This window comes from Serratia sp. 3ACOL1, assembly GCF_003668775.1.
Taxonomy (GTDB): Bacteria; Pseudomonadota; Gammaproteobacteria; order Enterobacterales; family Enterobacteriaceae; genus Chania; species Chania fonticola.
The window spans coordinates 214,286-241,285 of sequence record NZ_CP033055.1 but is presented as its reverse complement, the minus strand read 5'-3'; the positions used below and the strand labels follow the sequence as shown (position 1 = coordinate 241,285).

Genomic DNA, 27,000 nt, shown 5'->3' with positions numbered 1-27,000 from the left:
AAATCGCTACCCTGGGGATTTCAAGTGACAGTTGAACCGTGAGGAGAGTTACCCCGCGCCGGCTATCAGTTGATAAAGCTGCTCAGGGTCGCGGGAATTCATTAGGGTATGCAGGTTATTTTCGTCTGCCAGCAGGGTGACGATATGCTGGATCAGTTGAATATGCCGCTCGCTGCTGGTAGCTGACAGCCCCAGCAAAACCTGTACCGGATCGTTTTCTGTGTGGCCAAACGCTACCGGTTCACGCAGCCGCACCAGACTCAACTGCGCTTTAATCGCCCCTTGCTCTGGACGGGCATGCGGCATGGCCAATCCAGGGGCAATCACAAAATAAGGACCAAACTCCTGGTAGCTGGCCACCATTGCCTCAACATATTCCGGGCGGCAAGCACCAGACTGGCAAAGCGCCTGACCCGCTGCCTGAATCGCGTCTGCGGCAGTACTGGCCGAGTTATCAATAAGTATTGCCTGGCGAACGATCATCAGTGCCTCCTGCAGCTAAATGGTGACGGATGGAAGCCAGAGTTGTCTGCAAGGCGTGCTGTACCAAAGCCAGCCCTTTTTCCTCGTTGGCGCAGCCTGGATCACCGAGTACCGCATAGTCGGAAAACTCCGTCCAGTGCACGGGCTGATAGCGGAAATTCTCTGGAAATTCTGGGTAGTGCGAACGTGCCAGCGTCATCTCGACGTGTTCGGGGGCCAATGCCAGCATCAACGAGGTTTCAATCTCGTCTGCATGCATGTAGCCGGGATAGGCAACCGCAGAAGTTCTTAACCGCTGGGCGCAGCTGTCCATCCCGGCCCAGCTATAGCTGAGCAACGTGATACCCTCCTCCTTCAACTGCCTGGCGGCGGCCTTGATGGCATCAAAATTGCCGTAGTGCGCATTGATTACCGCAGTGGTGGTAATCGCGTAACCGGCCATATTGCGTGCTAGCGAGAGCAATAATTGCGTCAACAGATCGTTACCAATATCGATCGCTCCTGCGTGCCCACGCAGTGACCACACCTGGCTGTAGGACACCACCGGCAGGCTTAGCACTGCCTCCCCCAGTTGCTCATCCAGCAAGGCGCAAAATCGTTCAGCCAATAAATTATCGGTATCCAACGGCAGGTGGTCGCCATGAGGCTCCACTGCACCTAGCGGCAATAATGCTATCTGTGCTTTCGCCAACGCCTGCCTGGCCTGCTGCTCGTTCAACTCATGCAGTTTCATGAGGCCTCCTTAGCCAAAAGCAAAGTAGCGTGCCGGATTTTCTACGAAGAAATCATGCAGCAATGCTTCGCCATCAAACCCTGCCTCTTGGGCCTCCTCGATAAATCTTGGCCGCCAGTCGGCCAGAATAAACTTCAGCCCCAGACCGCCTTTACCGTAGTGGGCACTCATGGATTTACGGGCGAAATCACCGCCGATGAGAATTTGTTTCTGGTAGCCACGTTGGCACAGCGCCAAGATGGCCTGGGTGCGGATATGTTCTGGGTAATATTTTATCCGGCTCATACCGTCAAAAGAGAGAAATGCCCCGGTGTTGGCAATCTGACGGTGGAGCCACGGATCGGGGTTACGATCCATATGAGCGAAGCACAGGCGGGACAAATCCAGCCCCAAACCTTGAAATATCTGCGCCTGCTCTAATCCCATAGTGCCCATTTCCGTATGGCTATGCATCGGGGCTCCAGTACAAAGCTGTGCCCTTACGATGACTTCCATGGTTTTCCGTTCCAGCGGGGAGATGGTGTTATAGCCGGTGCCGCATTTCACCACGCCAGCGCGATAATCGCTGCCTTCGATACCTTCAGTGACTTCACGGCTAACGTGTTCAACCAGTTCATCAATCGAAGCCCCTTCGATCCATTCTGCAAAGCTTTGCGTCGATCCAGGCCGCTTGCTGCTCCACAGGAACCCTTTGTTAAACCCGGCGGTGGCAATGATATGCACCTGCTGCCGCTTGGCCATTTCGGCTACGGCAACCACCTGACGGCCATAATCGGGAGCCGTGGCGTCATAAATGGCATTGCCGCCGGCCTGATGGAAATCTGCCAGTTCTTGCTCTGAAGCCTGCGGATCATCCAGTAATAGATCGTCATCCCCACGCTCTGCCCAGTAGGGAGGAATACAGTAAATATGATCGTGGCTGTAGGTTACACCGAGCTGGCTGGCGGCAATATCACCATTTAACGTGCGGATGGATCCCATGAGAACGGCTCCCTGGAACGGAAAAGAAGGTAGCTTCAACATAGGCCAGGATCACTTGATCAGTCAAGTGATCAAGTTCGCAAATTAACCAATCTGCTAGCGAACCACTTGCCTGATAAACAATAATGGCCACGCCATAGCGCCGCTATACATGCCAAAGAAAAATGACAGCCACAGCAACACTATCGTCATGCGTTCAAAGCTCGGCGCCTGGGTCAGCCATTCCAACGCCGGGTAAGTGGTCAGTAACGCCAGCACCGTGATGGTCATTAATACCGCTCTGCGGCCAATGCAGTCGGAAATGGCCCCGCCGATCGGTAACCAGAAGTTGAAAGTCGAATCAGGCTTTACGCCTTTTTTCTATCGCCCACTTTAATAACGCCGCGGTACGATAAAAACCATGGGCAAACTTGCCGTAAGGCAGGGTTAAAAACAGCGCCATCACGGCCCCCAGATGCACCGCCAGTAATGCCCCCATCAGCGAAGTATCACGGCCAACCAGCAAGGCGATACCGGTAATACTCACCAACAGCAATAACAGGATAAAACCCCGGTCCATCGGCTTTTGTGCCGCATCACCGTGGGCCGGGTTGCGGCGCAAGTTAAGCCACAGCAGGCCTGCCGGGCCAATAATCAGCCCTATGCCCCCCAGCGTGCCCAAGATCACCGGTAAACTCAGCAAGTCATATGGCGCTTCTTGCCCCAGCAAAAAGTGATAGCCGGTGGCCACTATGGTTGAGGCAAAGCACAGCATAAAGCCGTAAAACGTGAAGTGATGAAAACGGCGCCGCCGCAGGGTGAAGGCGTCGTCCTCATCGTTACAGCCCTCGCCGTGTCCGCCATCCAGATAGGTTAGCGTCAGCACATTACGGGTGGTTTCTGCCAGCGCAGGCAGGCTGCCCGCCACCGATGAGATCTCCCGCCAGAACTTACGGGTGCTGAACAGTAACGAACACAGCGAAAATACAAACACGCTGCCAAACATCCCCGCCAGCAAGTTATGGGGGAATATCTGATAAAAATCACCGGCCAGCGGTTGATGGAGCAGGCTGCCGTTAAGCGCCATCACCAACAGCAGAAACAACCCGATGCCAAAGGCCAATGCCAGCACCACCGCCATTCCCGCCCGCTTGTACAACATGCCAAAGCTGGCTGGCCAGGCGTATTCCTGATAGGTCTCGACGCGTACCTTAGCCATCGCCTGCGGCACATTAACGCCAAACTCATGAGGTGGCGCATACTGGCAGGCGTGCAGACAGGCACCGCAGTTATGGCACAGGTTGGCCAGATAGTTGATATCAGCCTTGCCGAACGTCAGCCGGTAGGTCATGGCGGGAAAGACGGCACAAAAGCCCTCACAGTAGCGGCAGGCGTTGCAGATTTGCATCACCCGCTCGACCTCCTGCTCGTTGTCGGTCAGGGATTGCGCCTCGCGGATTAACGACTCAAGCTGTTTCATAATTAGCCTCTCGCTGTGCGGCCAGTGCCGATTGATGACCGGCGATACGGCCAAAGACAGTGCCAATAGACATTCCCACACCAGCGGTGTAGCCCTTACCCAGCACGTTGCCGGCCATCATTTCTCCGGCCACAAACAGGTTGCGGCTAGGTTGGCCGTTAAAATGCACGGCGGCATGTTCATTCACTTTCAGCCCCAAATAGGTAAAGGTGATGCCGGGTCGTAAGGCGTAACCAAAGAAAGGTGGCGTGTCGATGGGCAAAGCCCAATGCGTTTTCGCCGGAGTAAGACCTTCGGTACGGCAATCGTCCAACAGGGTATGATTGAACGTACCTGGCTGACATGCGCGGTTATAGGTTTCGATGGTTTTTACAAACTGGGCGGGATCCAGCTCTAATTGCATGGCAAGATCGTGCAGGTTATCGGCTTTCACACCTGGGAAAACCGGTGGCATAAAGCGCCCGATGGCTTTGCTATCAATGATGGAATAGCCGATTTGGCCGGGCTGCTGCGCAACCAGACGACCCCAGATCGCATAGCGTTTAGGCCAGAAATCTTCCCCTTCATCATAAAAACGCTGCGCCTGACGATTGAGCATGATCCCCAGCGAAACACAGTCGACGCGGGTGCAAATCCCGCCGTCATACAACGGGGCGCGAGCATCAATAGCCACGCAGTGAGATTGGGAAGGGTCACCAATCACATCGGCCCCCGCCTCCATCATAAACTTGAGCAACACCCCTTGATTAAAACGGGTACCACGGATCAGAAAGTTATCTGCTGGCCATTCACCTGCGTCATTCTTCCCCCAGGCCTCACGCAGCCACTCACGGTTGGATTCAAACCCACCCGCGGCTAGCACACAGGCGCGGGCTTCAATTCGTTGGTCGCCAATCCGTACCGCAACAAATTGCCCATCTTGTAACTCGATGACATCAACCGGGCTGAGATAGCGGATCACCACGCCCATTTTTTCAGCACTGCGGTAGTAAGCGTTCACCAAGGCCTTGCCCCCACCCATAAAGAAGGCATTGGTACGGGCCACATGCAAGGCGCCGGACAGTGGCGGCTGAAAATGGACGCCGTGCTTTTTCATCCAGCCCCGGCAGGTCGATGACGCCCGGATCACCATTCTGGCCAGCGGTTCGTTGGTCAGTCCACCGGTGACCTTCAGCAGGTCTTGCCAGTACTCTTCTTCGGGATAGCTGCCCACCAACACATCCTGCGGCGCATCGTGCATGCAGCGTAAATTACGGGTATGTTGAGAATTACCACCGCGCCACTCCTTGGGAGCCGCCTCCAACAGCAATACTGAGGCCCCCCTTTCCCGCGCGGTGAGGGCGGCACACAGTGCCGCATTGCCCCCGCCAATGACCACAACATCAAACATAGTCACACTCTCGGTGTTATCCTTTTGTGACTAAAATGTAACCTTTGGCATAAAGACCAGCTAGCGGGCAATGCTTAACGGGGGTTTAGGGATGGTAAAGGGTCGCGCCTGGCCAGTTGCCCTGCGTTACCAGTTGACGGATCACGCTTTGCAGCACCACCCTGGCGGCCAGGCCAACCGGCGAGAGTTCATCATCGGAAAGGCTGACCAGGAAATTGGGGCGGCTTAATACCGGGTTATCAATTTCTATCACTTTCAGGCTGTCATCCAGAATGCGGGAGATGGCCGCACCGGGCTGAATGGTAGCTCCTAGCCCCTGGCGAACGGCGTCCATCAAAATCGCCAGCCCGTCGATCTCCGCCACAACGGTTAATTCCAACTGCTGGCGTGCAAAGCTGGTATTGAGCAACGCCCGCAGGCCATGAGTCTGACTGGGTAAAATCAACGGCAGCGAACAAAAGGCTTCGGGCGTAATAGGCTCATCCTGAAATCGTCCGACAATCTCTTGGGTGCCAATCAAGAACAACCGCTCTTCCAACACTGGGATCGCGCTCCAGGTCTGCAGCTTTTTATGTTGGAATACCACCGCCAAATCCAACTGGCGGACCTTGATCATCGACGCCAGATTTCCGGACAGGCTTTCTACCACATGCAGACGGATATCAGCATAGCGCTCACGCATTGCCAGAATAAACGGCAGACCGAGTACTGAGGCAGTACTTGGGGCCATTCCTACGCTGACGTGCCCAGATAAGCGGGCCTGCTTGGCGGCCCGCACGGCGTCATCGGCATGGCGCAGGGCCAATTGAGCCTGAGAAAAAAAGGCCAGACCGGCGTCGGTGGCAACAATCCCACGCGAGGTACGTTGCAATAGGCGGATAGCCAGCTCGCTTTCGAGCCGACTTATCTGCTGGCTCAAGGCCGAGACACCAATATTCAGGTCAAGCGCGGCCTGGCCCATGCTACCTAATTCAACGGTGCGAACAAAATAACGTAACTGTCTCAGTTCCACCCTTCTCTCCCATTAACCCCCAGCGTTACCCTATACTTATCATGGAAAAGCTAACAGAGAAGAGCAAAGTCTGGCGTAGCGGTAAATTTTATCATCGCACAAACAAGAAATAGCAGGCCAGCCTGGCTGACCTGCTTAGGCTTAGCGGGAACGCAGATCCAGCGCCACGTCGACGATCATATCTTCCTGGCCACCCACCATGCGGCGCTTACCCAGCTCGACCAGAATATCCACTGCGTTGATGCCGTATTTCGCCGCGGCCACTTCACAGTGGCGCAGGAAACTGGAGTAAACCCCGGCGTAGCCCAGCGCCAACGTTTCACGATCGACACGAACGGGCCGATCCTGCAATGGGCGCACCAGATCGTCAGCCGCATCCATCAAGGCATATAGATCCGTTCCATGGTGCCAGCCAAGTTTATCCGCCGCCGCAATAAACACCTCAAGCGGCGCGTTACCGGCTCCTGCCCCCATCCCTGCCAAACTGGCATCCACACGATCGCACCCTTCTTCTACTGCCACCATCGAGTTAGCGACCCCAAGGCTGAGGTTATGGTGCGCATGCATGCCGGTATGCGTCTCTGGCTGCAACACCGCTTTCAAGGCACGGAAACGGGCTCGGATATCATTCATATTCATCGCGCCGCCAGAATCCACCACGTAGATGCAGGTTGCCCCATAACTTTCCATCAGCTTGGCCTGGCTGGCCAGATTTTCCGGCGTCGTCATATGGCTCATCATCAGGAAACCCACGGTATCCATGCCAAGCTCACGAGCATAGGCGATATGCTGTTTGGAGACATCGGCTTCGGTACAGTGAGTGGCGACACGCACCACCCGCGCGCCGGCATTATAGGCATCCTTCAGATCGTGAATGGTGCCAATGCCCGGCAGCAGTAAGGTGGCGATTTTAGCGTGAGTGGTCACGTCCGCAGCCGCCGCAATCCATTCCAGATCGGTATGTGCGCCAAAGCCGTAGTTGAAACTGGAGCCCTGCAGACCATCGCCATGCGCCACTTCAATCGAATCCACCTTCGCTGCATCCAGCGCCCTGGCAATGTCCTGCACATTTTGCAGCGTATATTGGTGACGAATCGCGTGCATCCCGTCGCGCAGGGTCACATCCGAGATAGTGATTTTTTTCTCGTTCATAGCCGTTCTCCAGCAACGTGTGCCATGGCCTGAGCCATACGCTCGGCGGTCGCCAGCGCAGCGGAAGTCATGATATCAAGGTTGCCTGCATAGGCAGGCAGGTAGTGCGCCGCACCTTCAACCTCCAGAAACACCGAGGTTTTCAGGCCGGAAAAACGGCCAATCCCCGGTAAGTTAAGCGGTGCATCGGCAGGGATGACATCAAACTGCACTTTCTGCTTCAGCCGATAGCCTGGCACATAGGCCTGCACGGCCGCCGCCATTTCGTTGATTGAAGCTTCAACCTTGGCTTGATCTACGGCTTCACTCAGCACATAGACGGTATCGCGCATCATTAAGGACGGTTCCGCCGGGTTCAACACGATAATCGCTTTGCCCCTCTCTGCCCCGCCAACCACCTCGATCGCCTTGCTGGTGGTTTCGGTAAACTCATCAATATTGGCGCGAGTGCCCGGCCCGGCAGACTTGCTGGCAATAGAGGCAATAATTTCGGCGTAATGGACTTTGGCTACCCTTGAGACCGCAGCCACCATCGGGATAGTTGCCTGCCCGCCGCAGGTCACCATATTGACGTTAACCTGGTTGAGATTTTGTTCCAGATTGACCACCGGCACGCAGTAAGGACCAATCGCCGCAGGTGTCAGATCGATCAGCCGGATCCCCGGTTTGGCCGCCCGCAGGATGGCATCATTTTTAACATGAGCGCTCGCGCTGGTGGCATCAAAGACAAAATCAATGTCGGCGAACTCCGGCATCAGGATCAGCCCGTTAACGCCGGTATGACAGGTCGCAACCCCCATCCGGCGAGCACGAGCCAGCCCGTCCGATTCAGGATCGATCCCCACCATCGCCCCCATCTCCAGATGCTTGGCGTTACGCAGGATTTTAATCATCAAATCGGTACCGATATTGCCGGAACCGATGATCGCCACTTTTCTCTTGCTCATCATTGGCTATCCTCATAGAAGTGGGCCGAAACCGTGCCGACGCCTTCAATTATTGCCGTAAAACTGTCACCTGCTTGCACCGGCACCATCGGGCCCAATGCTCCGGTCAGCACTACATCGCCTGCTCGTAACGGCGTGCCGAGACTGGCCATTTTGCGTGCCAACCAGACGGCAGCATTGATCGGATGCCCAAGACATTCACTGCCACGCCCGCTAGACACCACCTCGTTATTGCGCGTCATGCTCATGCCGCAATGTTGCAGATCCACCTCATCGATCCGACGCACCGGGCCACCCAGCACGTACACACCACAGGAAGCGTTATCCGCCACGGTATCGACAAACGCGATCGACCAGTCCTTGATGCGGCTGCCCACCACTTCCAGCGCGGGCAATACCCACTCCACTGCGCTACATAACTCATCGAACGTGGTATCGGCATGCGGTAAATCGCGATCCAGCACCAACGCAATCTCCGCTTCGATACGTGGCTGCATCACCCGCGAAAATGGAATGCCCTGGTTGGTGCCGTAGCACATGTCGGCGAACAGGGTGCCGAAGTCCGGCTGGTCAACTCCCAGCTGTTGCTGAACCTTGGGATGGGTGAGCCCTACTTTGCGCCCCACCACTCGGCGGCCAGCAGCCTGCCAATGCTGTACGTTCAATTGCTGGATGGCGTAGGCCGCCTCGCCGTTATCGAGGCCAAGGCGATCGCGCAAGGGCTCAATCACCTTGCCGCTGGCCTCGGACTGCCGTAACGCCTCAGCCAATTGCTCCAAATTGTAATCACTCATCATTCGCTCCCTGATTAATGCTTGAGGAAATCCACAACCATGCGGTTAAAGGTGTCGGCATGTTCCCACTGCGCCCAATGCCCACAGTTGCTGAACACATGCAGTTGTGACCCGACAATGCCCGCCAGCAGACGCAGCCCGGTGTCCATCGGTACAAAGCGATCGTTACGCCCCCAGACAATCAGCGTCTGGGCTTTGATTTCGCCCAGGCGTGGGCTGAAATCCGGGAACTGTTTCGGATTAATGGACAGGCTCTTGACGAAGTTTTCCAGGTGGTCACGATGCGCCAGAATATTGTCGAGGCGGGTTTTGAACAGCGCTTCGGTCAGATCGCTGGGATCGTAAACAAAAATGTTCATCATTTTGCGCAGGTTCTCGATATTTGGCTCGCGATAAAGCCCCTGCAACAGCTTGATACCTTCCGTTGGCATCGGTACAAACGGGCTAGCACCACCGGTACCGCCCCCCATCAACACCAGTTTGCCAACGCGCTCAGGCCAGGTCAGGGTAAATGCCACGGCGCTGTGGCCGCCCATCGAGTTCCCCAGCAGATGTACCTGCTGCAGATCCAGCGCGTCCACCAGCCCTTTCAAAATGCGGGCATTGAGGTCCGAGCGGGAACCGGTACTGACAATCGAATCGCTCTTGCTCCAGCCAGGGAAATCCAACAGGATCACGCGATAACCCGCCGTCACCAGCGGTTCAATATTACGGCTGAAGTTCGCCCAGCCGCTGGCTCCGGGGCCGGAACCGTGCAGCATCACCACGGTTTGTGCACCGTTGCCACAGTCGTTGTAATGGATACGCAGGCTGGCTTCACCCTCTTGGATCTGCACGAAGCGGCTGGTATTTTCTTCAGTAAGGTCAAAAGATTGCGATGTCATGATGGTGTTCCTTTATCGTTATTATTTCCGCGGTGCGGCGCTGATTGAGCCGAACCCGGCGATCCACTCGGGAAGCTCGCGGTAATAGCGCCCCTCGGTCTGATAAGGACCAAATGCCGATAGTGCAGCAAAGGCGGCCATCCAGGCTTTAACCTCATGGGTTGAGCGACCAGCGATCGCCGACAGTTCGTCATTGCCCAGCCCATCCAGTTCCGCCAACTGTCCGCCGGAAAGAATGTCCATAAACTGGTTGTCCCAGACCGGGTTGAGAGGATGTAAGGTGCTCTGATCCTGCACAAAAGCACGGGCAGCAGAGATAACGCGGTGCTGGCGTAATTGGCGCTCGTCTGGCGGTAATTGGCGGCCACTGCCCAACAGGCGGTCACGCATATGAGCGTCGGCCCCGGCCAACTGAGGTACCGGCGGCTGGTGCGAAAGCCCGCCGGAGCCCAGGATCAACACTCGTTTATCCAGGCCACGGGCAAAACGCCCGATAGCTTCCCCCAACAGGCGCGTACGCTTGAAGCCAGGCAAGGGTGGCGCGACGCCATTGATAAATACCGGCAGCACCGGGCAGTTCGCCAGGCCACCGAGCAGATACTCCAGCGGCTGGGCAAAACCATGATCCACCTGCATGCAGTAGGAAACCGCAACGTCGACCCCTGCATCCAACACCGATTGAGCGCAGGCCTCGGCCAGCTTCGCAGGCACCGGCAGCTCGCCAGCGGCACTGTTGAAGTCACCAATTGCCGTAGCGGCCATACCAATGCAGAACGGCGGCATGATGTCGTAGAAAAAGCCGTTGTAATGATCTGGCGCGAACAGGATCACCAGTTCAGGATCAAATGCCTGTATCCGCTGCCGTGCATCGGCAATGGTTTTTTCCACTTCGGCCAGCACCGCTGGGGCCGGATCAACGTAGCCCACCAGCGGGGAATGAGAGAGGCAATGGAGATAAGCGTTCATATCGAGTCACCTTGTTTTTAATTTTTAGAGTGTTTGGCGCGGAACGGAGCGAAACGGCTATTCCAGACGGTCCCTGGTTCCGGGCGTAAAAGCCCCTCCTCACCTGCTCGCGACACCAGATCAACTCCCTCTCCTGCGTAAGAGAGTGGGGTGAGAAGGGGAAACCGCTTAGCCCTGGCGGGCTAAATCAAGCTCTTTAGTGCCACAAGTGGATCGGTCAACAGCTTTTCATCCACCAGGTTCCCTTGCTGGATCAGTCTGCGCAGATGGCGCATTTCCCGGCCCTGGTTCAGCGTGATGGCCCCCACCAACCGACCCTCTTGCAACGCAAACCAGATGGCGTTGTGCGCCTCTACGCTGCCGCGCACCAACCAATGTTCGCTCTGCATGGCCCCGATAAACTGAATATTGCTGTCGAACTGATCGGTCCAGAACCATACCGGCACCGTCGCCGGTAACGGCTGCTCCAACATGGCGCAGGCCGCCACCAGTGCCTGCTGGTTGGCGTTATCCCAGGTTTCAAGGCGGACAAGTTGCTCCCCCTGACGGCGTAAGGTGACATCGCCAGCCGCATAAATATTGGCAACCGAAGTGCGGCAATGATCATCGACAATGATGCCGTTGGCAGTCGCTAACCCTGCCTGGATAGCCAGACGATCGTTGGCTTCAATGCCAACGCCATAAATCACCGCATCTCCGATCAGGCGTTCCCCGTCCTGCAACGTCAGCACCACGTTTTCCTGTTCCAGTGCGGCGTGCTCAATCTGGGCATTGAGGCAAAGACGCACTTGATGCTGTTGATGCAGGCTCATCAGATAATCCCGCACCGGCGGTGGAGCATTGCGCCCCATCACCATCGCTGCCTGCTCAATCACCGTCACCTCACAGCCACTCTGCTTCGCACTGGCTGCCAGCTCGAGGCCAATGGTGCCAGCACCGACAATCAGGATCCGTTGGTTGGCAATCAGCGCGCCACGTAATCGCCTGGCATCTGCCGCTGTGCGCAAGGTATGAGATTTATCACCCAACGCATCCAGCGATGCGAGCCGTCGTGCCTTGGCCCCGGTCGCCAGCAGCAACCGGTCCCACTCCAGTTCTTCACCATCAGCCAGCAGCACCGAGTGCTGTAAGGTATCGATCGCGACAACCTGCGTATTGCGGCGCAGGACAATGGCATTCTCCTCATAGAAGGAAGCAGGCAGAATGTCTTGCAACTGCGGGGTGGGCGCCAGCAACATGGCTTTCGACAAAGGCGGACGTTCGTACGGAATTTCCGGCTCTTCGCTGATCAAGGTAATACCACCGGTAAACCGCTGTGCACGTAGGGCTGCGGCCGCCATAGCTCCGGCCTGACCACCGCCGATAATCACTATCTGTTTCATGTTGGCTCCTATAGCTGCAATCCACCCGCCACGTGGCGAATACCCCGAATGGCCAGGCCCGCATCGGCATTGATCATCACGCCACTCAACGTTCGGTTGTTACGGCGCGAGGCCAGCATCAGGTAAGGGCCGGTAAAATCTTCCGGCGCTGGGGAGAATTGCAACGGCAGAATGGCGGCTATCTTTTCCGGCGTCAGCGATTGCATAATCGAGGTGTCCTGCTGCCCAAGCGCCTGTGGGCCACGCAAGTCACTGGCCATGCCACAGGGCCCGACGCCATTGACCCGAACCTTAGGGGCCAGTTCATAAGCCAACTGACGGATCAGCCCAACGTCAGCATGCTTGCTGGCGGTATACAGTGGGCCGCCGCCGCCGGGGTACCAGGCCGCATTGGAAAGCGTGAAGATCATACTGCCGCAGGAGTGGATCAATGCCGGAGCACTGGCTTTGGCGCCCAACAGATAGCCTTTGACGTTAACGGCAAACAGCTCGTTAAAGCCGGACTCCAACTGCTCCGCCGGTGTCGCCAGCAACGAGGCATTATGATCCCAGATACCGGCATTGCCGATAAAACAGTCCAGACGCCCAAAGCGGGACAGCGCCATTGCCACCGCACGTTGGTTATCGGCAAAGGAAGTTACGTCCCCCTGCACGGCAACAACCTGCTCGCCAAACTGCTGCTGTAACTGGCTGACCTTTTCCGCTGAACGTTCCAGGGTCGCCACCCTGGCTCCTTCCTCAATAAAGCGCGCCACCAGAGCCAGCCCCAAGCCTGAGCCGCCACCGGTTATCAGCACTACGTCATCTTTAAGATCGGACATCAGACGCCCTCCGGTAAATCGATAAACACGGCCCCCTCTAACACGGTGACCTGGTAGGTTTGCAGCGCCTCCGTGGCGGGCATGCACAGTGCTTTACCGGTCTTCAGGCAAAAGCTGGCCGAGTGCAGTGGGCATTCCACGGTCGCGTCATCCTCGATATAGCCCTCAGACATCGACGCATTACCGTGGCTGCAACGATCGTTGATCGCGTAATATTCACCGCCCACGTGAAACAACGCGATCGTCGGCTCAGTATCGAGCCGGAGAGCTTCCCCCTCCGGCAACGCCCCAACAGAACAAGCATGGATTCGTTTCATCAGAACAGGATGCTCATGTTGTGGGAGGTGATGACCGCCTGATCGAGAATGATTTCACGCCCACACAGTCCCCAGCCCTCTTCGGTTGAACGGCGGCGCAGCAGATCGGTACGGGTGCCAACGTAGATGGTTTCATCACGCTCTTTTTGCGACCGGTAAAGCAGGTAGTTCACCCGCACGGAGAACACATCGGCCTGTGCCGTTTCGCTGATAATGCAGTTGTTGACCATATGGCGAGTACGGGACGGCGGCTCTTCAGCCCAGGCCATCCCGGTTTCCAGACGCGCGATCCGGCGTTCAAGCTGTGATTTGGTGTCGTTGAAAATCCAGGTGGTCGGTGGTTGAACGCATTTGCGCCGATCGCGAGTCTGGGCATTAACCCTAGTGCGCATGGTGTAGCTCAAATCATCGTCAAGCAGTTCCAGCCAGGCACGGAACGCCCAATCATCTAACAGGGCAGCTTCGCGGTAGAGAAACTGGGTAATCTGATGCTGGAGTTCCATAGAGATCGGATGGCTCATTTCATCACCTCCTGCTGGTAGGCTGCGGTTTTCTCTTGGACTTCCTGCCAGGTATCGCTGCTCAGCAAATCCGCCCAACGTTGGTACATGCCGCGCGCGGCGGTTTCAGAAAAGATGTAGTTGGTAATACCGGGGATACCGTCTTCACGGCGTTTTTCCTGATTCAGCCCCATCTCCAGGCATAATGGATTGTGACGGGCCTGGTGGCCTTTGAGCAGTTTCTGGATCTCAGCCCAGTTTTCCGAATCATCCTGCTCAAGGAAACCGGCAGGGCCAAAGGCTCGAGTGGCGCTATTTTCAAACGCCGCTTTGGTTTCCGGCGAAGCGGCCTTGTCGGCAATGCAGAACGCCCAGACTTCTACCTGATCTGGCCCACGGGGATGCCAGACACGCATAGTGGCGGTGCCATTGAGCCAGGAAAGCGTAGGGAAAATATTGTTATGCCCCGCCAGGCGCAAGGCACGGATTTTGCCCAGACGCTGTTCGGCTTCGGGGTAGCTTTCCCGGTAGTAGCGCGAGACTTCACCATCAACCCACACGTTGGCGTCCGGCTTTTCGGTAAAGAAGAAGCCGCAGCCGTGGCCGTCCTGGCCGAATTGCACCGCGTCTTTGGCGGTTTCCCACACCGGGCGTGCGGTCTGGTCATTACCCAGTTTTTTATCACTGCCATCCTGCATGCCGCCCAAGACCTGTACCGCCGAGACATGGCTGAACAGGGCATGATACTGATCGCTGGCGAACTGCTCGGCCGGGAACTTCCAGTTGCAGTTAATTACCCACTTCTGCACACCACCGACAATTTCGGTGCCGCCTTCCCGCCGATCCAGCAAACCATCTAGATACCAGGCCATATCCCCCAGATATTCTTTGAGTGGCGGAGCACTGGTATCCCAGTTGCCAAATATCAGGCCTTTATAGCTTTCGACACCGGGTACTTCCTTCAGCCCCCAATGCGATTTGCACAAGCCTTGTGGATAGGCGCGCGGCTCCAATGGTACCTCGGTCAATTCGCCATCGATGCCATAAGACCAGCCGTGATAAGGGCAGGTAAAAGCCCGGGTATTGCCACTGTCCGCGTAGCTGACACGCATCGCGCGATGGCGACACTGGTTGAGAAACGCTTTGATGGAGCCATCTTTCTGGCGGATAACGACGACTGCGTCTTCCCCCATGTAAGTGTTAAAGAAATCGCCTGGTTTTGGTATTTGGCTTTCATGGGCCAGAAACAGCCAGCAGCGGCCAAATATACGCTCAAGCTCTAATTGATAAATGTCCGGGTCGGTGTAGATCCGTGGCAGAACTTGTCCATTCCGGGTGTCGATCAGGCTATAAACATCTAATTTTGCGTTGGTGGTCATATTATTTGATCCTCATCCAAGAGATGTATTGACCTTCGTAGGGGTTACGCAAAGGATGTTGCTTTCCAGTTACTATTTTGTGAAATAGTAAAAAACGACCGTACCAGACATTTTTTCTATGATGGGAGAAAAAGGCATGGAGCTAAGACACTTACGTTATTTTGTCGCGGTAGCCGAAGAACTCAATTTCACCCGGGCCGCCGAGAGGCTACATACGTCGCAGCCCTCATTGAGCAGCCAGATAAAAGATCTTGAGGGTTGTGTCGGCGCGCCATTATTAATAAGAAATAATCGCCAGGTTTCGCTAACCCGCGCCGGAGAGGTGTTTTTACATCAGGCGATCAATATTCTTGAATTGTCAGAGCAGGCAAAACAGCTGGCGCGTAAGGCCATGGAGCAACAGGTTCGGCTGATCATTGGCTTTGTACCCTGTGCGGAAGTGAATATCCTGCCCGACGTTCTGCCCCAGTTGCGCCTGCGGTTACCGGCGTCCAGTATCGAACTGGTGAGTATCATTACCACTCAGCAAGAAGATAAGTTATTGAAAGGAGAAATTGACGTTGGTTTTATGCGCCGCCCGATTATCAGTAATCAGCTGAACTACCGGGTGGTTTATCGTGAGCCCTTGGTGGTGGTGATGCCCATCGATCACCCACTGAGTAAAGAATCGCAGCTAGAACCGCATCATCTTGATGGTGAAAATTTTATCAGCACCGATCCCGCACACTCCGGCGCTTTGCATCAGATGGTGACAGCCTACCTCGCCGAATCCCACAGCAAACCCAAGATCGTGCAGGCAGCGACCAACATTCTGGTCACCATGAATCTGGTAGGAATGGGGCTAGGCTTGTCTATTGTGCCGCGCTATGTCAGCCATTTTCAGTCATCTAACGTGGTCTTCCGCCCGCTACCGGCCAGTGCACCACAGATTGAATTATTGATGGCCTGGCACAGAGAGAATAGCAGCCCGGCGCTGGCACAGATGATTGACCTGGTGGAAGAACAACCAGAGGGTTAGCCGCATCCAGACCTTTTTTCTTTCAGTCTCAGAACCCACCACTTGGGCGGGTCTTTGAGAGATTGCTAGGCGATAGCTTCGCGCTTTTCCTTACGCACCACGTTGACCCGCCAGATACCAAAGCACACCAGCACCAGCGCCACGGCATAACGCCATTCCATGATGCTTTCCTGTAAGAAAATGGCCGACAGCACCGCGCCGGAAACCGGGATCAGGAAGTTGAACGGTGCAATCATGCCCACGCGGTTATATTTCAGCAGCAGGCTCCAGAGCGCGAAAGCGACCGAGGACAGCAGCGCCAGGTAGCTCAGGATCGCCACCGATGCCCAACCGTGGAACTCCAGGCGTCCTCCGGCCAAGTAGCCACCCACCGTCAGCATCACACCACCGATGGCCAGTTGCCAACCGGTCATGATAGTCGGATCGACGGTCTGCGAAATGCGTTTGCCATACAGCGTAGCGGCCGAAAGGATAAACGCGGCGATCACCACAAAACCGTCCCCCAGCCAGCTAAAGCTGAAGTCCATCAGTTGAGTGTTGAAGTTCACCACCATCACCCCGGCAAAACCCACCACGCAGCCGACGATTTTATTCATGCTAAGGCGATCGTTTTTATAAATAAAATGCGCCAGCAACACGCTAAAGAAGGTGCCGGTCGCGTTCATGATCGATCCTTTTACCCCGGTGGTGTAGGCCAGACCGATATAGAAGAAGACGTATTGCAGCGCCGTTTGCGTGCTCCCTAACACCACCAACTGTGAATACTGGCGCCGTGACAAACGGCCGATGGGTTTACCCTGCAACATGGCAAACAGCAGCAATAAGGCCCCGGCAATCACAAAGCGGTAACCGGCAAAGACGATCTTGCCGGGAAGATCGTCGGTGGCGATCTGGAAAATTTCATAACCATTTTTAATCGCCGGGTAGGCACTGCCCCACAGCAAACAGCAGAAAGCCGCACACAGCCAAACGAACTTCGGCTGGGTAAACAACGACAGATTAGTCTTCACGCCCCTTTCCTTTCAAAAAATTAAAATCCCGTTTCATAATTACGTATTATCCGTAAAAACAAAAAAATAGCCCGTTGTTTAATCAATAATTTGGCTGAACCCTTCGCCGTCATAACGCGTTATGATAGGGCCGGAAAATCAACACTCAGGAGAACATGGCGTGTCTACCGCAACCTTTAGCCGTTTAACTTCCCTTCTTGACCAACAGCAAGCGCGCTATCGCGTAGTTGATCATCCCAAGGCAGGGAAATCCGAAGAAGTCGCCAAGATACGCGGCACCCAGTTAGGTCAAGGGGCGAAAGCGTTGGTGTGTCACGTTAAGGGGAATGGTATCAAGCAGCACGTGCTGGCCATCCTGCCCGCCGACCAACAGGCCGATCTCGGCGCGTTGGCACAGGGTGTTGGCGGTACTCGCGCCTCACTGGCCAGCCCGGTTGAAGTCGACCAACTGACCGACTGCGTCTTTGGCGCGATCCCGCCATTCAGCTTCCACCCGGACTTGCTGCTGGTGGCCGACCCGCTGCTGTTTGAGCGCTTTGACGAGCTGGCCTTTAATGCTGGCACGCTGGAGCGTTCTCTAATCCTCAACACTGGGGATTACCAGCGCATTGCTCAGCCCAAGCTGGTGAAGTTTATCCGCGTGGAATGATCTCCGGCCCCCTCACCCCAACCCTCTCCCCCAGGAGGGAGCTGATCGGCGTCGTGATCAGGCTGTGCTGCTTCGGGAAGTAATGCGTAAGAAGAATGGCAATCGTCCCCTAATCCAATGTGGATCACCGGATTTTCAGACTCACTCGATCGGTCCCCTCTCCCTGTGGGAGAGGGTTAGGGTGAGGGGCAACTGCTCAATTTTATTGATTATTTAACAACAGTTTAGCCATATTGATGGCCTCAATCAGCTGTGGCCGGTTAACTCGTGGCGACTGGCTGTCCAACAGGCGTTGCCACAAGCTTATCGCCTTGGCATATTCCGTATGCAAAAAGGCATCGGCAGCCAGCAACATCAGCGCCGAGACCTCATCCTTATCCAGTGCCAAGGCCTTTGCTATATTACTCTCCACCTGCGGGGTAATACGCTGCCCTGCCTGGTAATAAAGCACCGTTGCCAACGCCGAGTACAGTTCGGCATTCGCCCCCCGCAGAGACAACGCTCTCTGATAGGCCGCCTGCGCATCGGCAAAATTATCGTTAAACAGATAATACTCCCCCAATTGCGCCCACAACACGCTGTCTTGCGGTGACTGGTCGATCTGTTGTTGTAACTGCTGAAACTCGCTTTCGGCCTGCTCTTGAGGCGTGAGCGGTTGGACAGGCAAGCTACGCTTATGCTGTTCGGCCAACACAGTCTCCGGGCGGCCGCTGGCCACATACCAACCCGCGGTGAGGCCAAGCACCAGCACGATAAACAACAGAGGGTAACAACGCGAATTCATTCCGCTTTCCTCCGCCGCCATAACACCAGCCCGATCGCCCCTAACATCAGCGGTGGCAGCCCCCAAAGTAACAACGTAGAGGCCTCAAATGCGGGTTGATAGCGGACAAAGTTGCCGTAGCGTGCCGTCATGAAATTCATGATTTCCGCCTGCGTTTTGCCTTGTTCGGTCATGGCAAACACCTCATGGCGCATGGCGACCGCCGCAGGGGCATTGGACTCCAGCAGGCTCTGATTCTGGCACTGCGGGCAGCGGATCTGGCCTGCCACTGCCAACGCCCGCTCCTGCATTTCCGGCGAGGTGAATGCCCAGGTATCGACGATCTGGGCCGCCAGCGGCAACGTGATGCTCCCCCACAACAGCAGAGCGGTTAACCAGCGCATGCTTGCCTCCTTTGCCAACCGGTGGCCAACACGCCAATCATCATCAGCGCCCCTCCCCACCAGATCCAACGGATGCCGGTCTGCACATAAAAACGCATGGCATAACGCTGCTCGCCGCTTTTTTCGCCCATCACCACGTACCAGTCATGGAAAGCGTTCCAGTCTATGCCGGGCTCAAACATCTGTTGGCGGCGGGCGGTGTAAAACCGCCTTTCAGGCGTCAACTGGGCCACGGGCTTGCCTTGCTGGGTAACCTCAATCACCGCCTGTTCACTGGTGAAATTAGCCTGAGCCTGTAGATCTACCGAGCGCAGCGTAAATTGGTATCCCGCCAGGCTGACCGTCTCGCCCACGGTGACGTTCAGGCTGATTTCATGGCGTTGCAGCGCCGAACTGGCGATACCTAATGCCGTCAGCAGCACTCCGGCGTGAGCGATCCACTGGCCATAGCGCCGCCGCCTAAACCCGCCGTAACACATCAACACCAACCCCAGCAGCCCAAACGGCAGCAGCACCAGATTGAAATAAGGCGCGCCGACCGAGATCTGCCCCCACCCCATCATCCGATAGAGCATCGGGTACAAAGTGCCCACCAGCACGATCAGGGCGGCGGAACTGAGAAGCAACAACGCGCCGAGCAACGCAGGTTTCACCGGGGACGTAACGGCTTTCTCCCGGTTGGCGCGTAAGGCATAGATTAAAAATGACGACCCGCTAAGAAAGGCAAACAGGATAAACAGCGGCAAGGCGCGCTGCTCATCCAGCGCAAAGGCGTGTACTGAAACCAGGATGCCTGAACGCACAATCAGGGTGCCCAACAGGCTGAGAACAAAGGTGCCCAACGTCAGCAATAGCGACCAATGCCGCAACCCACCGGTACGCTGGCCGACCGCCGAACTGTGTAACAAAGCGGTCGCGGTCAGCCAAGGGAGCAGTGAAGCATTCTCCACCGGATCCCAGAACCACCAGCCGCCCCAGCCCAACTCGCTGTAAGCCCACCAGGACCCCAAAATGATCCCGGCAGTGAGGAAACACCAGGCCGGTTTTGCCCATCGCAGACACTGCCCGGCAATCTCGGCGCTAAACTCCCCTCGCAGCGAGGCCGCCAGCATCAGAGCACTGCAGGTGGCAAACCCGGCGTAGCCCAAATAGAGTAGCGGAGGGTGGAGGATCAGGCCGATATGTTGCAGCATCGGGTTCAAATCGCGCCCCTGTACCGCCGCAGGGAAGATCCGAACGAAAGGATCGGAGAAGAACAGGATGAAAAGCAGAAAACAGCCGACGATCAGCGCCAGAATGGCCAACGTGAGCGGCTGTAGTGAGCGTACCGATTTGGGGCTGAACAAGGCAAAGCAGGCAGACCAACCGGCCAGGCACAGCAGCCAGAGCAGCAGCGAGCCTTCATGCCCACCCCACAGCGCCCCGGCCTTCATCAGCGGCGGCAACTGGCTGTGACCATGTTGTGCTACGTACATTACCGAGAAGTCATTACTCAAAAACAGCTGGAGCAGAATGGCGAAAGACAGTGCGATTAACACAAAAATGCTCAGGCTCCAGCCACGCGCTGGCAACAGCCCACCCCAACGGCGATCCATCAACGTCAACAGCGTGATGCCAGCCAGCAGCAGCGACGCCGTGCAGGCCAGCAATAACGCAATAAATCCCAGCTCGGGTAACCACAACACATCTACCGCCTTATTCTGCTACAACATGCCTTCAAGCAACTGTCATCTGCCCGGCATACAGAATGAAATAACGCAGCAACAGCACGCCACACAGGCTAGCGCCGCTGATCAACAGGATATGGAAACGCGCTTTCCCCCAGCCCAAGGCCTTCAGCAGCAATGGCATAATCAGCCCACAGCCGACGACGCCCAACCAGAACCACCAGGACCAGAACCCACCGCCAAGCGCGGCCGACAGGGCACGGAGTTTGCCGTCATCCCCAAGCCACAGGCCGATGAAGAACGCCGCCAACAGGAAGATCTCCAGCCACACCACCGGCGTCTCCAGGCGATGCAGGAAATGCACTTCCCGGCTGTGCAGATGACCTTTAGGGCCGAAGGCCGCCACCAGCAGTGCCACCGCGATCCCGGACGAAACGCCCGAGAACAGGAACAGCACCGGTAACAATGGGTTATTCAGCATCGGGTACGACTTCAGCGCCGAAAGCAGGAAGCCGGTATAAGCCCCCAACAGCACCGCCAACACCAGCATCACCGTTTCTATTGGCCGCAACAGCGGCAGCAAGCGCTGCAGCAGGCGCGGGATCACCGCAAACTTTGGTAACCAACGCTGTTGTAGCGCCGCCACCTCGTCACGGAAGATCAGCGCCAGCCAGACCACCAGCACTACCATGTAGACCTGGAACAGCATCACCCCCATCGACATCACCGAGGTGACGCTATAGTGGAACATCAGTTTCCAGAAGGTCCACGGACGGGTCAGATGGAAGATCAGGATCACCAGCCCAAGCATGACCGAGGTTGGCGCGACAAACAGCGTGGTCAGCATCACCCGGCTGTTGGATGCCCCCTCCTCTGGATGATAGCGGCGCAACAGAATAGCCAGGGTGACCAGACCGGCGGAGATGCCGATCAGGAACAGGTAAATCGCAATGGGCCAGTCCCAGACCAGAGAGTCAAAATGAAAGGCAGAAGTCATTGACTTGTCTCCCCATATTTAAACGGCACGCGATACATTTTTGGCCGTGTCCCTAACGCTATCTTGTAGCGATAAGTGGTCTTTTGCTGCAACAGACGCGAAATATCACTGTGTGGATCGTCGAGATTGCCAAAGGTTAATGCCTTGGTGGGGCACGACAATACACAGGCTGGCTGCTTGCCCTGCCGCAGGTTGGTCTTGCGGCAAAAATCGCATTTATCCGCCGTTTTGCTCACCGGATGAATAAAGCGCACCCGGTAAGGGCACGCAGCGATGCAGTATTGGCAACCGACACAGAGATCCGGGTTCACGTCGACAATGCCGCTGGAGGCATCGATAAACGAGGCACCCGTTGGGCAGACATGCACACAGGGAGCGTCATCGCAATGCTGGCACGAATGGCGGAAAAACCGGTACTTCACGTCCGGAAATTGGCCTATCGGTTCGCTACGAACGATCTCCAGCCGTGAAACGCCCACCGGCACCTGATTGACTTCGCGGCAGGCATCAATACAGGCGGTACAGCCGATGCAACGCGACTCATCGTGGATCATGCCGTAACGGATGCCATTGACGTTCATGGTGCGCGCCAGCAGCTTTTCCGTCAGGGTCGAGCCAGCCGCCAACACGCCAATGCCTACGATAAAACGGCGCCGTGAGCAGCTCATGGCTGCCCCTTATCCAGCCTTACGGACGCTGGATTAAACGCGGGATCATCCTGTTGTTGACGGTGGCAGTCCACGCAGAGCTTGATGCGCCCCTTGTCGTTCAGCCCTTGTACCTTATCTTGCTGCGGGTGCAACGTATGGCAGCTGGCGCAGCTCACCTTGGCCAAATGCACATCGTGTGGCCAGAAGGCTTTTTGCAACGTCTCTGGCAGGTGGCAGGACATGCAAACGCTGTTTTGCTGTTCCACACCGAACATCGGCTCGTTGAAACGCATTACATCCTTCACGCCCTCACGGTGATGCAGTGAAGGTGAACCGTGACAGTTGGTGCAGGTCAGCGGCAATTTGTTATTCGGGTTAATGGCTCCCGCATGTTTACCGTGCATCGCATTCTGTTGCAGCTTATGGCAGCGCAAGCAGGCCTCATCCGGATTACGTTGCAAGGTGACTTCCGCCGATTGCTGTTGAACCGCGGGGCTGTCGGTCTGGGCCGATACCGGTAATACTGTCAGCCAAAGGCTACAGGCAAGCACCCCGGTAGTTAATAACGAACGCAGTACGCTCATATTGACTCCATTTATTTACGCCCCGCGCACGGGGCGGAGGGGTTATTTGCCTAACAGCCCGGTTTTACGTGCCTGTTCTTCCCACTGCGGTACCACCGTCTTGAGGAATTCCTGCTTTTCGGCGTTCAGCTGCGGCATGTCCATACCCAGCGCCAACTGTGCCTTTTCCTTGGTGGAAATGTCCGGCAACTTGACTTCAGTAGTGATGCCCTTGGTCGCTAGCAGACGGATCAACTGAGTCCGAGCCTGTGCAGCCTGATCGAGCGCGGTGCCCAAAATGCGCAATGCAACTTCTGGCGCATGCATTTGAATACCGTGGGAAGCAATGGAAAAATCCCAGCGCCATTGCGCATGACGGATGTGGGTCAAGATAGGCTTCATCTCGGCTTCGGTGGCACCGGCATCCCAGGCCGCTTTCGCTTCAAAGTGCGCGTGAACCAGTTGGTCTTCTACCTTCAGCTTGATCTCGTTGATATCCTGCTTACGTTTTTCGACCACCGCCTGCATGCTGGCTTTATCCTGGGTGTGGCAGTTCTTGCAGGTTTGTTCGAAGTTATCGAACGGGTTGCCAATTTTGTGATCGGTATAGATCTTGCCTTCGGCGTTTTGCACTTTCGGCATATGGCAGTCAATACAGGTGACGTTGTTCTTACCATGAATACCCGCGCTCCAGGTTTCATATTCTGGATGTTGGGCTTTTAGCATTGGCGTCTTGGACAGCGGGTTGGTCCAGTCGGAGAATTCGATATTGTCGTAATACACTTCCATGTCATCGACCGTGGTGCCCTTGTCCCAAGGGAATTTCACCGCTTTGTCTTTACCATCAAAGTAATACTCAACGTGGCACTGCCCACACACCATCGATTGCTGATCGAAGCGGCCTGCCTTGTCAAACGGCTTACCTATCGTTTCCATGGCACGAGCCGCGTAAGGGCGGGACAGGTGCAGCGCAGGTTTACCGGCAGAAAAATCAGCGGAAGCGGTATTGTGGCAATCCGCACAGCCGAGATTATTGACGATTTCCGGCCCGCCACGCGCCCATTTACCGTGGAAGTAGGCCGCTTCGCCCTGTTCGGCGATCACCCTGGCAACGTCCGGGCTTTTACAACTCCAGCAGGCCATCGGCAACGGACCATCTTCTGCCGTTTTTGGTGCACCCGTTCGCAAGGATTCACGAATATCCGTGATGGCATAGGCATGCCCACGCGGCTTGTTGTAATCCTTGGCAAACGGGTATCCGGCCCAGAGAATGACCAGACGCGGGTCGCCAGCCAAAGCGTCTACCCGATCGGACTGCTCGGAAGTTGCCTGCCAGGACTTATATTGGTCAGGGTGAGGTGCAGAGAAGGTTTCATTCTTGGCTTCAACCTTCTGCGGCGTGGCGGCAGGTGTCGCCTCTGCCTGTGCCGAGAAAGAGAGAAAAACCGCGTACATCCCTGCCAGAAATAGCATCAATAACTTGCTTACCTTATACATAAGCATCCCATCCATTTAGCCTGCTTGAGAGCAGTGCTTTTATTAGTCGTTAAGTTCTTGTTAGAACAGATTTTCGCCATTACACCGTGCGTAGGGATACCATAGACCACACAAAAAATGTTGTCTTTGGTCAAGTTCCGGCAGGTTGTTCAGTTGTTGATTGAATTTTGCGAGGCAGCGCAAACTCGAACTAACTCTAATTAGTTATTGAAAGATAAGGAGTTGGATGGGGAAACAAAATGATGACACGTACTCGATGTTCCCCCTCCCCCAAAAAGGCTGTCTCTTATACACATTTCCCCGATGCTAACGTCGGGGAATTTTTGAACCTTTTCCCCATCTGCTGATCTCTCTTTATATTCTCCTCTTCTTCGGTTTTTAGTATGGTGCTTTCTGATTGTTATTCATGGGCTAACGACACTTTTGGACTTGCTCAACTTGGCGACTATCGGCGAACTCTGCGCCTCGTACACCTCACTGCCTCGTTGGCTAAAAAAACAGGACTTTCTATTGTGAAATCATCCCAAACCACCGCTGAAGTTGAAGGGGCTTATCGTCTGATCCGCAATCCCAACGTCTCACCCGATGCCATTGCCGAGGCGGGCTTCAACGCCACGGCGAAGGCCGCCCAAACGCACACGCTGCTACTTGCTTTGGAAGACACCACCTCCATCAACTTCGCTCACACCACCGCGTATGACGAGTTGGGAAATACGACAACCAGCAAGAATACGCATGGCCTGTTGGCCCACTCGGTCCTACTTTACGCCCCCGACACCGCGCAGTTCCTCGGACTCATCGACCAGTATCGCTGGACCCGCGAAGCGAACGAATACGGTAAAAAACACCAACGTAAACAAGTGCCTTATGAGGAAAAAGAAAGCTACAAGTGGCAACAGGCCTCTGAACGAACAGCACAACGGCTGGGTGACGCACAACCACAGGTTATCTCCGTCTGTGACCGGGAAGCGGATATCTGGCATTACCTTGATTATAAAACGAAAAATCAACAGCGTTTCGTCGTTCGAGCCGCTCAGAACCGGTTGCTGAGTGAACAGAGTAAGAGACTGCTGGAATTACCAGAAACGCTAGTGGAAGCAGGCAGTTATGTGCTGAATGTGGTTCAGAAAGGTGGGCGAGCTGCCCGTGACGCACGAATGAGTATCCGTTATAGCCCGGTTGAACTCAAAATGCCGGGCAGTACGTCAGAAGAAAACACCGTCCCTCTGACGTATATCTGCTGTCGTGAGGAGGAAGCAGAAGACGGAGCCTGCTGGCATCTTCTGACCTCAGAAAAAGTGACTTCAGGGGAGGAAGCCCGAGTCATCATCAGTTACTACGAACGTCGCTGGCTAATAGAGGAATATCATAAGGCCTGGAAAAGTGGTGGAACGCAGGTGGAACAGCTACGGATGCAAACGCGAGATAATCTGGAGCGAATGATCGTCATACTGAGCTTTATCGCGGTGCGAGTGTTGGCCTTGCGTCAGGGTGGGTTGAGTGAGGAAACGTTGAATGAAAGTTGCGAACGGGTCCTGAGTCCACTTGAATGGAAGCTGTTGTGGGTGAAACAGGAAAGAAAACCCTTGCCGAAGAAGCCGCCGAGCCTGAAGTGGGCATACCTGAATCTGGCGAAACTGGGGCGTTGGTATGACAGTAAACGAACGGGGCGAGCGGGATGGATAGTGATGTGGGAAGCGTGGTTCAAGCTTCAGGATATCGTCGAAGGGTACAAACTGGCGAAGTCTCTTGATCAGGAGATCTGATCAAGAGACAGCCAAAAAGGAGAGGTGACTAGTTCGGAGCGGTAGCCAGATACGGAAGGTATTCTGCGGAATATCCACCCCGGCCATTGCGTGCAAAAAATCTGCATTTTTTGTTGACTGACCGTCAGTCAATTACTACCGTAGCGCTACTCCATACGAAAAAGAGGGATTTAATATGGTACGTACTGTGAAAACGCCAGAGGTGCGCCGGGCTGAAATTTTGCAGGCGGCAAGCGAGCTGTTTCAGGAAATCGGTTATGAGTCGACCTCTGTTGATTCCATCGTCCGCAGCGCAGGCATCGCCAAGGGGACGTTTTATTACTACTTCAAATCTAAAGATGAAGTCCTGGCAGCACTGGCACAGCAACTGTGTGCCGAGATGGTTGCCCGTTCACAAATCATTGCTGACGATCCGCAACTGGGGGCGATTGAAAAGTTCTGCGCCATCATCGCCGCGCAGAATCAAACCGTAGAAGCCGGGCAGGCTTTGGTTGAGGACTTACACCGCCCAGAGAACCGCGCATTGCATGAGCGCAGCAATATTGAAACGGTGTTGGCCTTTGGGCCAATTCTTGCGGCAGTGGTCGAGCAGGGAAACCAGGAAAGCGTTTTTCAGGTTGATGATCCGCTATCGACGGTGCAGTTCATTCTCGCCGGTTCGCTGTTCCTGTTCGGCCACCAGATGTTTAGCTGGACGCCTGAAGAGCAAGCCGCACGTATGCAGGCCATGCTGTTGCTGATTGAGCGCGCCTTCGGTGCCGTTGCCGGGTCTTTTGCCACCGTTTTAGGAGCCAGTATCCAAGGAGAGGAATAAGC

Annotated in this window: 28 protein-coding genes and 1 pseudogene; 4 read left to right on the top strand and 25 right to left on the bottom strand. The window is 55.5% G+C overall.

Annotated features, from left to right (window positions below; genetic code table 11):
- Positions 1–48: 48 nt before the first annotated feature.
- From D9980_RS01170 to hcaE, 17 genes and pseudogenes are all read right to left on the bottom strand, one after another.
- Positions 49–483, bottom strand: a complete 435-nt coding sequence (locus tag D9980_RS01170) for a PTS sugar transporter subunit IIA (protein WP_121606170.1) — start codon at positions 481–483, stop codon at positions 49–51.
- Positions 455–1,216 carry a creatininase family protein gene (locus tag D9980_RS01165; RefSeq protein ID WP_121606169.1) on the bottom strand — a complete coding sequence of 254 codons (762 nt, stop codon included), beginning with the start codon at positions 1,214–1,216 and terminating at the stop codon, positions 455–457. Before D9980_RS01165 ends, D9980_RS01170 begins: the two co-directional genes overlap by 29 nt.
- A 9-nt stretch (positions 1,217–1,225) precedes the next feature.
- A complete protein-coding gene (locus D9980_RS01160) occupies positions 1,226–2,197 on the bottom strand; it encodes a phosphotriesterase (RefSeq protein WP_121606168.1) in 972 nt (323 codons plus the stop codon).
- A 105-nt stretch (positions 2,198–2,302) separates the two neighbouring features.
- Positions 2,303–2,521, bottom strand: a pseudogene (locus tag D9980_RS01155) (citrate-proton symporter); the annotation flags it as partial.
- A 16-nt stretch (positions 2,522–2,537) separates the two neighbouring features.
- A complete protein-coding gene (tcuB, locus tag D9980_RS01150) occupies positions 2,538–3,656 on the bottom strand; it encodes a tricarballylate utilization 4Fe-4S protein TcuB (RefSeq protein ID WP_121606167.1) in 1,119 nt (372 codons plus the stop codon).
- Positions 3,643–5,046: an FAD-dependent tricarballylate dehydrogenase TcuA gene (gene tcuA, locus D9980_RS01145; protein ID WP_121606166.1), complete on the bottom strand. Its 1,404-nt coding sequence runs from the start codon at positions 5,044–5,046 to the stop codon at positions 3,643–3,645. The genes tcuB and tcuA overlap by 14 nt, the downstream gene beginning before the upstream one ends.
- An 85-nt stretch (positions 5,047–5,131) precedes the next feature.
- Complete coding sequence (locus tag D9980_RS01140) at positions 5,132–6,058, bottom strand: LysR family transcriptional regulator (protein ID WP_024484926.1); 927 nt, start codon at positions 6,056–6,058, stop codon at positions 5,132–5,134.
- Between the two features lie 141 nt (positions 6,059–6,199).
- Complete coding sequence (gene mhpE, locus D9980_RS01135; RefSeq protein WP_024484925.1) at positions 6,200–7,210, bottom strand: 4-hydroxy-2-oxovalerate aldolase; 1,011 nt, start codon at positions 7,208–7,210, stop codon at positions 6,200–6,202.
- A complete protein-coding gene (locus tag D9980_RS01130; RefSeq protein WP_121606165.1) occupies positions 7,207–8,157 on the bottom strand; it encodes an acetaldehyde dehydrogenase (acetylating) in 951 nt (316 codons plus the stop codon). The genes mhpE and D9980_RS01130 overlap by 4 nt, the downstream gene beginning before the upstream one ends.
- On the bottom strand, positions 8,157–8,951 hold the full coding sequence (gene mhpD, locus D9980_RS01125; RefSeq protein ID WP_121606164.1) for a 2-keto-4-pentenoate hydratase: 795 nt from the start codon (positions 8,949–8,951) through the stop codon (positions 8,157–8,159). Before mhpD ends, D9980_RS01130 begins: the two co-directional genes overlap by 1 nt.
- Before the next feature lie 14 nt (positions 8,952–8,965).
- Complete coding sequence (locus D9980_RS01120) at positions 8,966–9,835, bottom strand: alpha/beta fold hydrolase (RefSeq protein WP_121606163.1); 870 nt, start codon at positions 9,833–9,835, stop codon at positions 8,966–8,968.
- Between the two features lie 21 nt (positions 9,836–9,856).
- Positions 9,857–10,801, bottom strand: coding sequence for a 3-carboxyethylcatechol 2,3-dioxygenase (gene mhpB, locus D9980_RS01115; protein WP_024484922.1), 945 nt, complete (start codon positions 10,799–10,801; stop codon positions 9,857–9,859).
- A 182-nt stretch (positions 10,802–10,983) separates the two neighbouring features.
- On the bottom strand, positions 10,984–12,183 hold the full coding sequence (gene hcaD / locus D9980_RS01110) for a 3-phenylpropionate/cinnamic acid dioxygenase ferredoxin--NAD(+) reductase subunit (protein ID WP_121606162.1): 1,200 nt from the start codon (positions 12,181–12,183) through the stop codon (positions 10,984–10,986).
- Positions 12,184–12,191: 8 nt separating this feature from the next.
- The gene (hcaB, locus tag D9980_RS01105; RefSeq protein WP_121606161.1) at positions 12,192–13,004 is read right to left on the bottom strand and encodes a 3-phenylpropionate-dihydrodiol/cinnamic acid-dihydrodiol dehydrogenase; all 813 of its coding nucleotides are present in this window, start codon (positions 13,002–13,004) and stop codon (positions 12,192–12,194) included.
- Entirely contained in the window at positions 13,004–13,321 is a 318-nt protein-coding gene (hcaC, locus tag D9980_RS01100) for a 3-phenylpropionate/cinnamic acid dioxygenase ferredoxin subunit (RefSeq protein WP_024484919.1), read from the bottom strand. The genes hcaB and hcaC overlap by 1 nt, the downstream gene beginning before the upstream one ends.
- Positions 13,321–13,842 carry a 3-phenylpropionate/cinnamic acid dioxygenase subunit beta gene (gene hcaF, locus D9980_RS01095; protein ID WP_121606160.1) on the bottom strand — a complete coding sequence of 174 codons (522 nt, stop codon included), beginning with the start codon at positions 13,840–13,842 and terminating at the stop codon, positions 13,321–13,323. The genes hcaC and hcaF overlap by 1 nt, the downstream gene beginning before the upstream one ends.
- Positions 13,839–15,200 (bottom strand): 3-phenylpropionate/cinnamic acid dioxygenase subunit alpha, encoded by a 1,362-nt coding sequence (hcaE, locus tag D9980_RS01090; RefSeq protein WP_121606159.1) that lies wholly within the window; start codon positions 15,198–15,200, stop codon positions 13,839–13,841. Before hcaE ends, hcaF begins: the two co-directional genes overlap by 4 nt.
- Before the next feature lie 136 nt (positions 15,201–15,336).
- Here hcaE and hcaR point away from each other — a divergent pair, with 136 nt between their 5' ends.
- Positions 15,337–16,218 (top strand): DNA-binding transcriptional regulator HcaR, encoded by an 882-nt coding sequence (gene hcaR / locus D9980_RS01085; RefSeq protein WP_121606158.1) that lies wholly within the window; start codon positions 15,337–15,339, stop codon positions 16,216–16,218.
- Positions 16,219–16,283: 65 nt separating this feature from the next.
- Here the strand turns inward: hcaR and D9980_RS01080 are convergent, their stop codons facing one another.
- The gene (locus tag D9980_RS01080; RefSeq protein WP_121606157.1) at positions 16,284–17,228 is read right to left on the bottom strand and encodes a DMT family transporter; all 945 of its coding nucleotides are present in this window, start codon (positions 17,226–17,228) and stop codon (positions 16,284–16,286) included.
- A 160-nt stretch (positions 17,229–17,388) separates the two neighbouring features.
- On the opposite strand from D9980_RS01080, the gene D9980_RS01075 reads away from it, so the two are divergent.
- Positions 17,389–17,877, top strand: a complete 489-nt coding sequence (locus D9980_RS01075; protein ID WP_024484914.1) for a YbaK/prolyl-tRNA synthetase associated domain-containing protein — start codon at positions 17,389–17,391, stop codon at positions 17,875–17,877.
- 202 nt (positions 17,878–18,079) lie between these two features.
- On the opposite strand, the gene D9980_RS01070 is transcribed toward D9980_RS01075, so the two are convergent.
- Genes D9980_RS01070 through nrfA form a run of 7 tightly spaced genes read right to left on the bottom strand, consistent with a single transcriptional unit; the run spans position 18,080 to position 24,376 of the window.
- On the bottom strand, positions 18,080–18,661 hold the full coding sequence (locus D9980_RS01070) for a heme lyase NrfEFG subunit NrfG (RefSeq protein ID WP_121606156.1): 582 nt from the start codon (positions 18,659–18,661) through the stop codon (positions 18,080–18,082).
- The gene (locus D9980_RS27205; RefSeq protein WP_121606155.1) at positions 18,658–19,044 is read right to left on the bottom strand and encodes a cytochrome c-type biogenesis protein CcmH; all 387 of its coding nucleotides are present in this window, start codon (positions 19,042–19,044) and stop codon (positions 18,658–18,660) included. The genes D9980_RS01070 and D9980_RS27205 overlap by 4 nt, the downstream gene beginning before the upstream one ends.
- Entirely contained in the window at positions 19,032–20,729 is a 1,698-nt protein-coding gene (nrfE, locus tag D9980_RS01060) for a heme lyase NrfEFG subunit NrfE (RefSeq protein ID WP_121606154.1), read from the bottom strand. Before nrfE ends, D9980_RS27205 begins: the two co-directional genes overlap by 13 nt.
- A gap of 31 nt (positions 20,730–20,760) precedes the next feature.
- Positions 20,761–21,708, bottom strand: coding sequence for a cytochrome c nitrite reductase subunit NrfD (gene nrfD / locus D9980_RS01055; RefSeq protein WP_121606153.1), 948 nt, complete (start codon positions 21,706–21,708; stop codon positions 20,761–20,763).
- Positions 21,705–22,376 carry a cytochrome c nitrite reductase Fe-S protein gene (gene nrfC / locus D9980_RS01050; RefSeq protein WP_121606152.1) on the bottom strand — a complete coding sequence of 224 codons (672 nt, stop codon included), beginning with the start codon at positions 22,374–22,376 and terminating at the stop codon, positions 21,705–21,707. Before nrfC ends, nrfD begins: the two co-directional genes overlap by 4 nt.
- On the bottom strand, positions 22,373–22,942 hold the full coding sequence (gene nrfB, locus D9980_RS01045) for a cytochrome c nitrite reductase pentaheme subunit (RefSeq protein ID WP_121606151.1): 570 nt from the start codon (positions 22,940–22,942) through the stop codon (positions 22,373–22,375). The genes nrfC and nrfB overlap by 4 nt, the downstream gene beginning before the upstream one ends.
- Positions 22,943–22,984: 42 nt before the next feature.
- The gene (nrfA, locus tag D9980_RS01040) at positions 22,985–24,376 is read right to left on the bottom strand and encodes an ammonia-forming nitrite reductase cytochrome c552 subunit (protein ID WP_370454325.1); all 1,392 of its coding nucleotides are present in this window, start codon (positions 24,374–24,376) and stop codon (positions 22,985–22,987) included.
- A gap of 425 nt (positions 24,377–24,801) precedes the next feature.
- Here nrfA and D9980_RS01035 point away from each other — a divergent pair, with 425 nt between their 5' ends.
- Together D9980_RS01035 and D9980_RS01030 are read left to right on the top strand one after the other, a co-directional pair.
- Entirely contained in the window at positions 24,802–26,184 is a 1,383-nt protein-coding gene (locus D9980_RS01035) for an IS4 family transposase (RefSeq protein WP_121606149.1), read from the top strand.
- Between the two features lie 175 nt (positions 26,185–26,359).
- Positions 26,360–26,998, top strand: coding sequence for a TetR/AcrR family transcriptional regulator (locus D9980_RS01030; protein ID WP_121606148.1), 639 nt, complete (start codon positions 26,360–26,362; stop codon positions 26,996–26,998).
- The last annotated feature ends 2 nt before the right edge of the window (positions 26,999–27,000 follow it).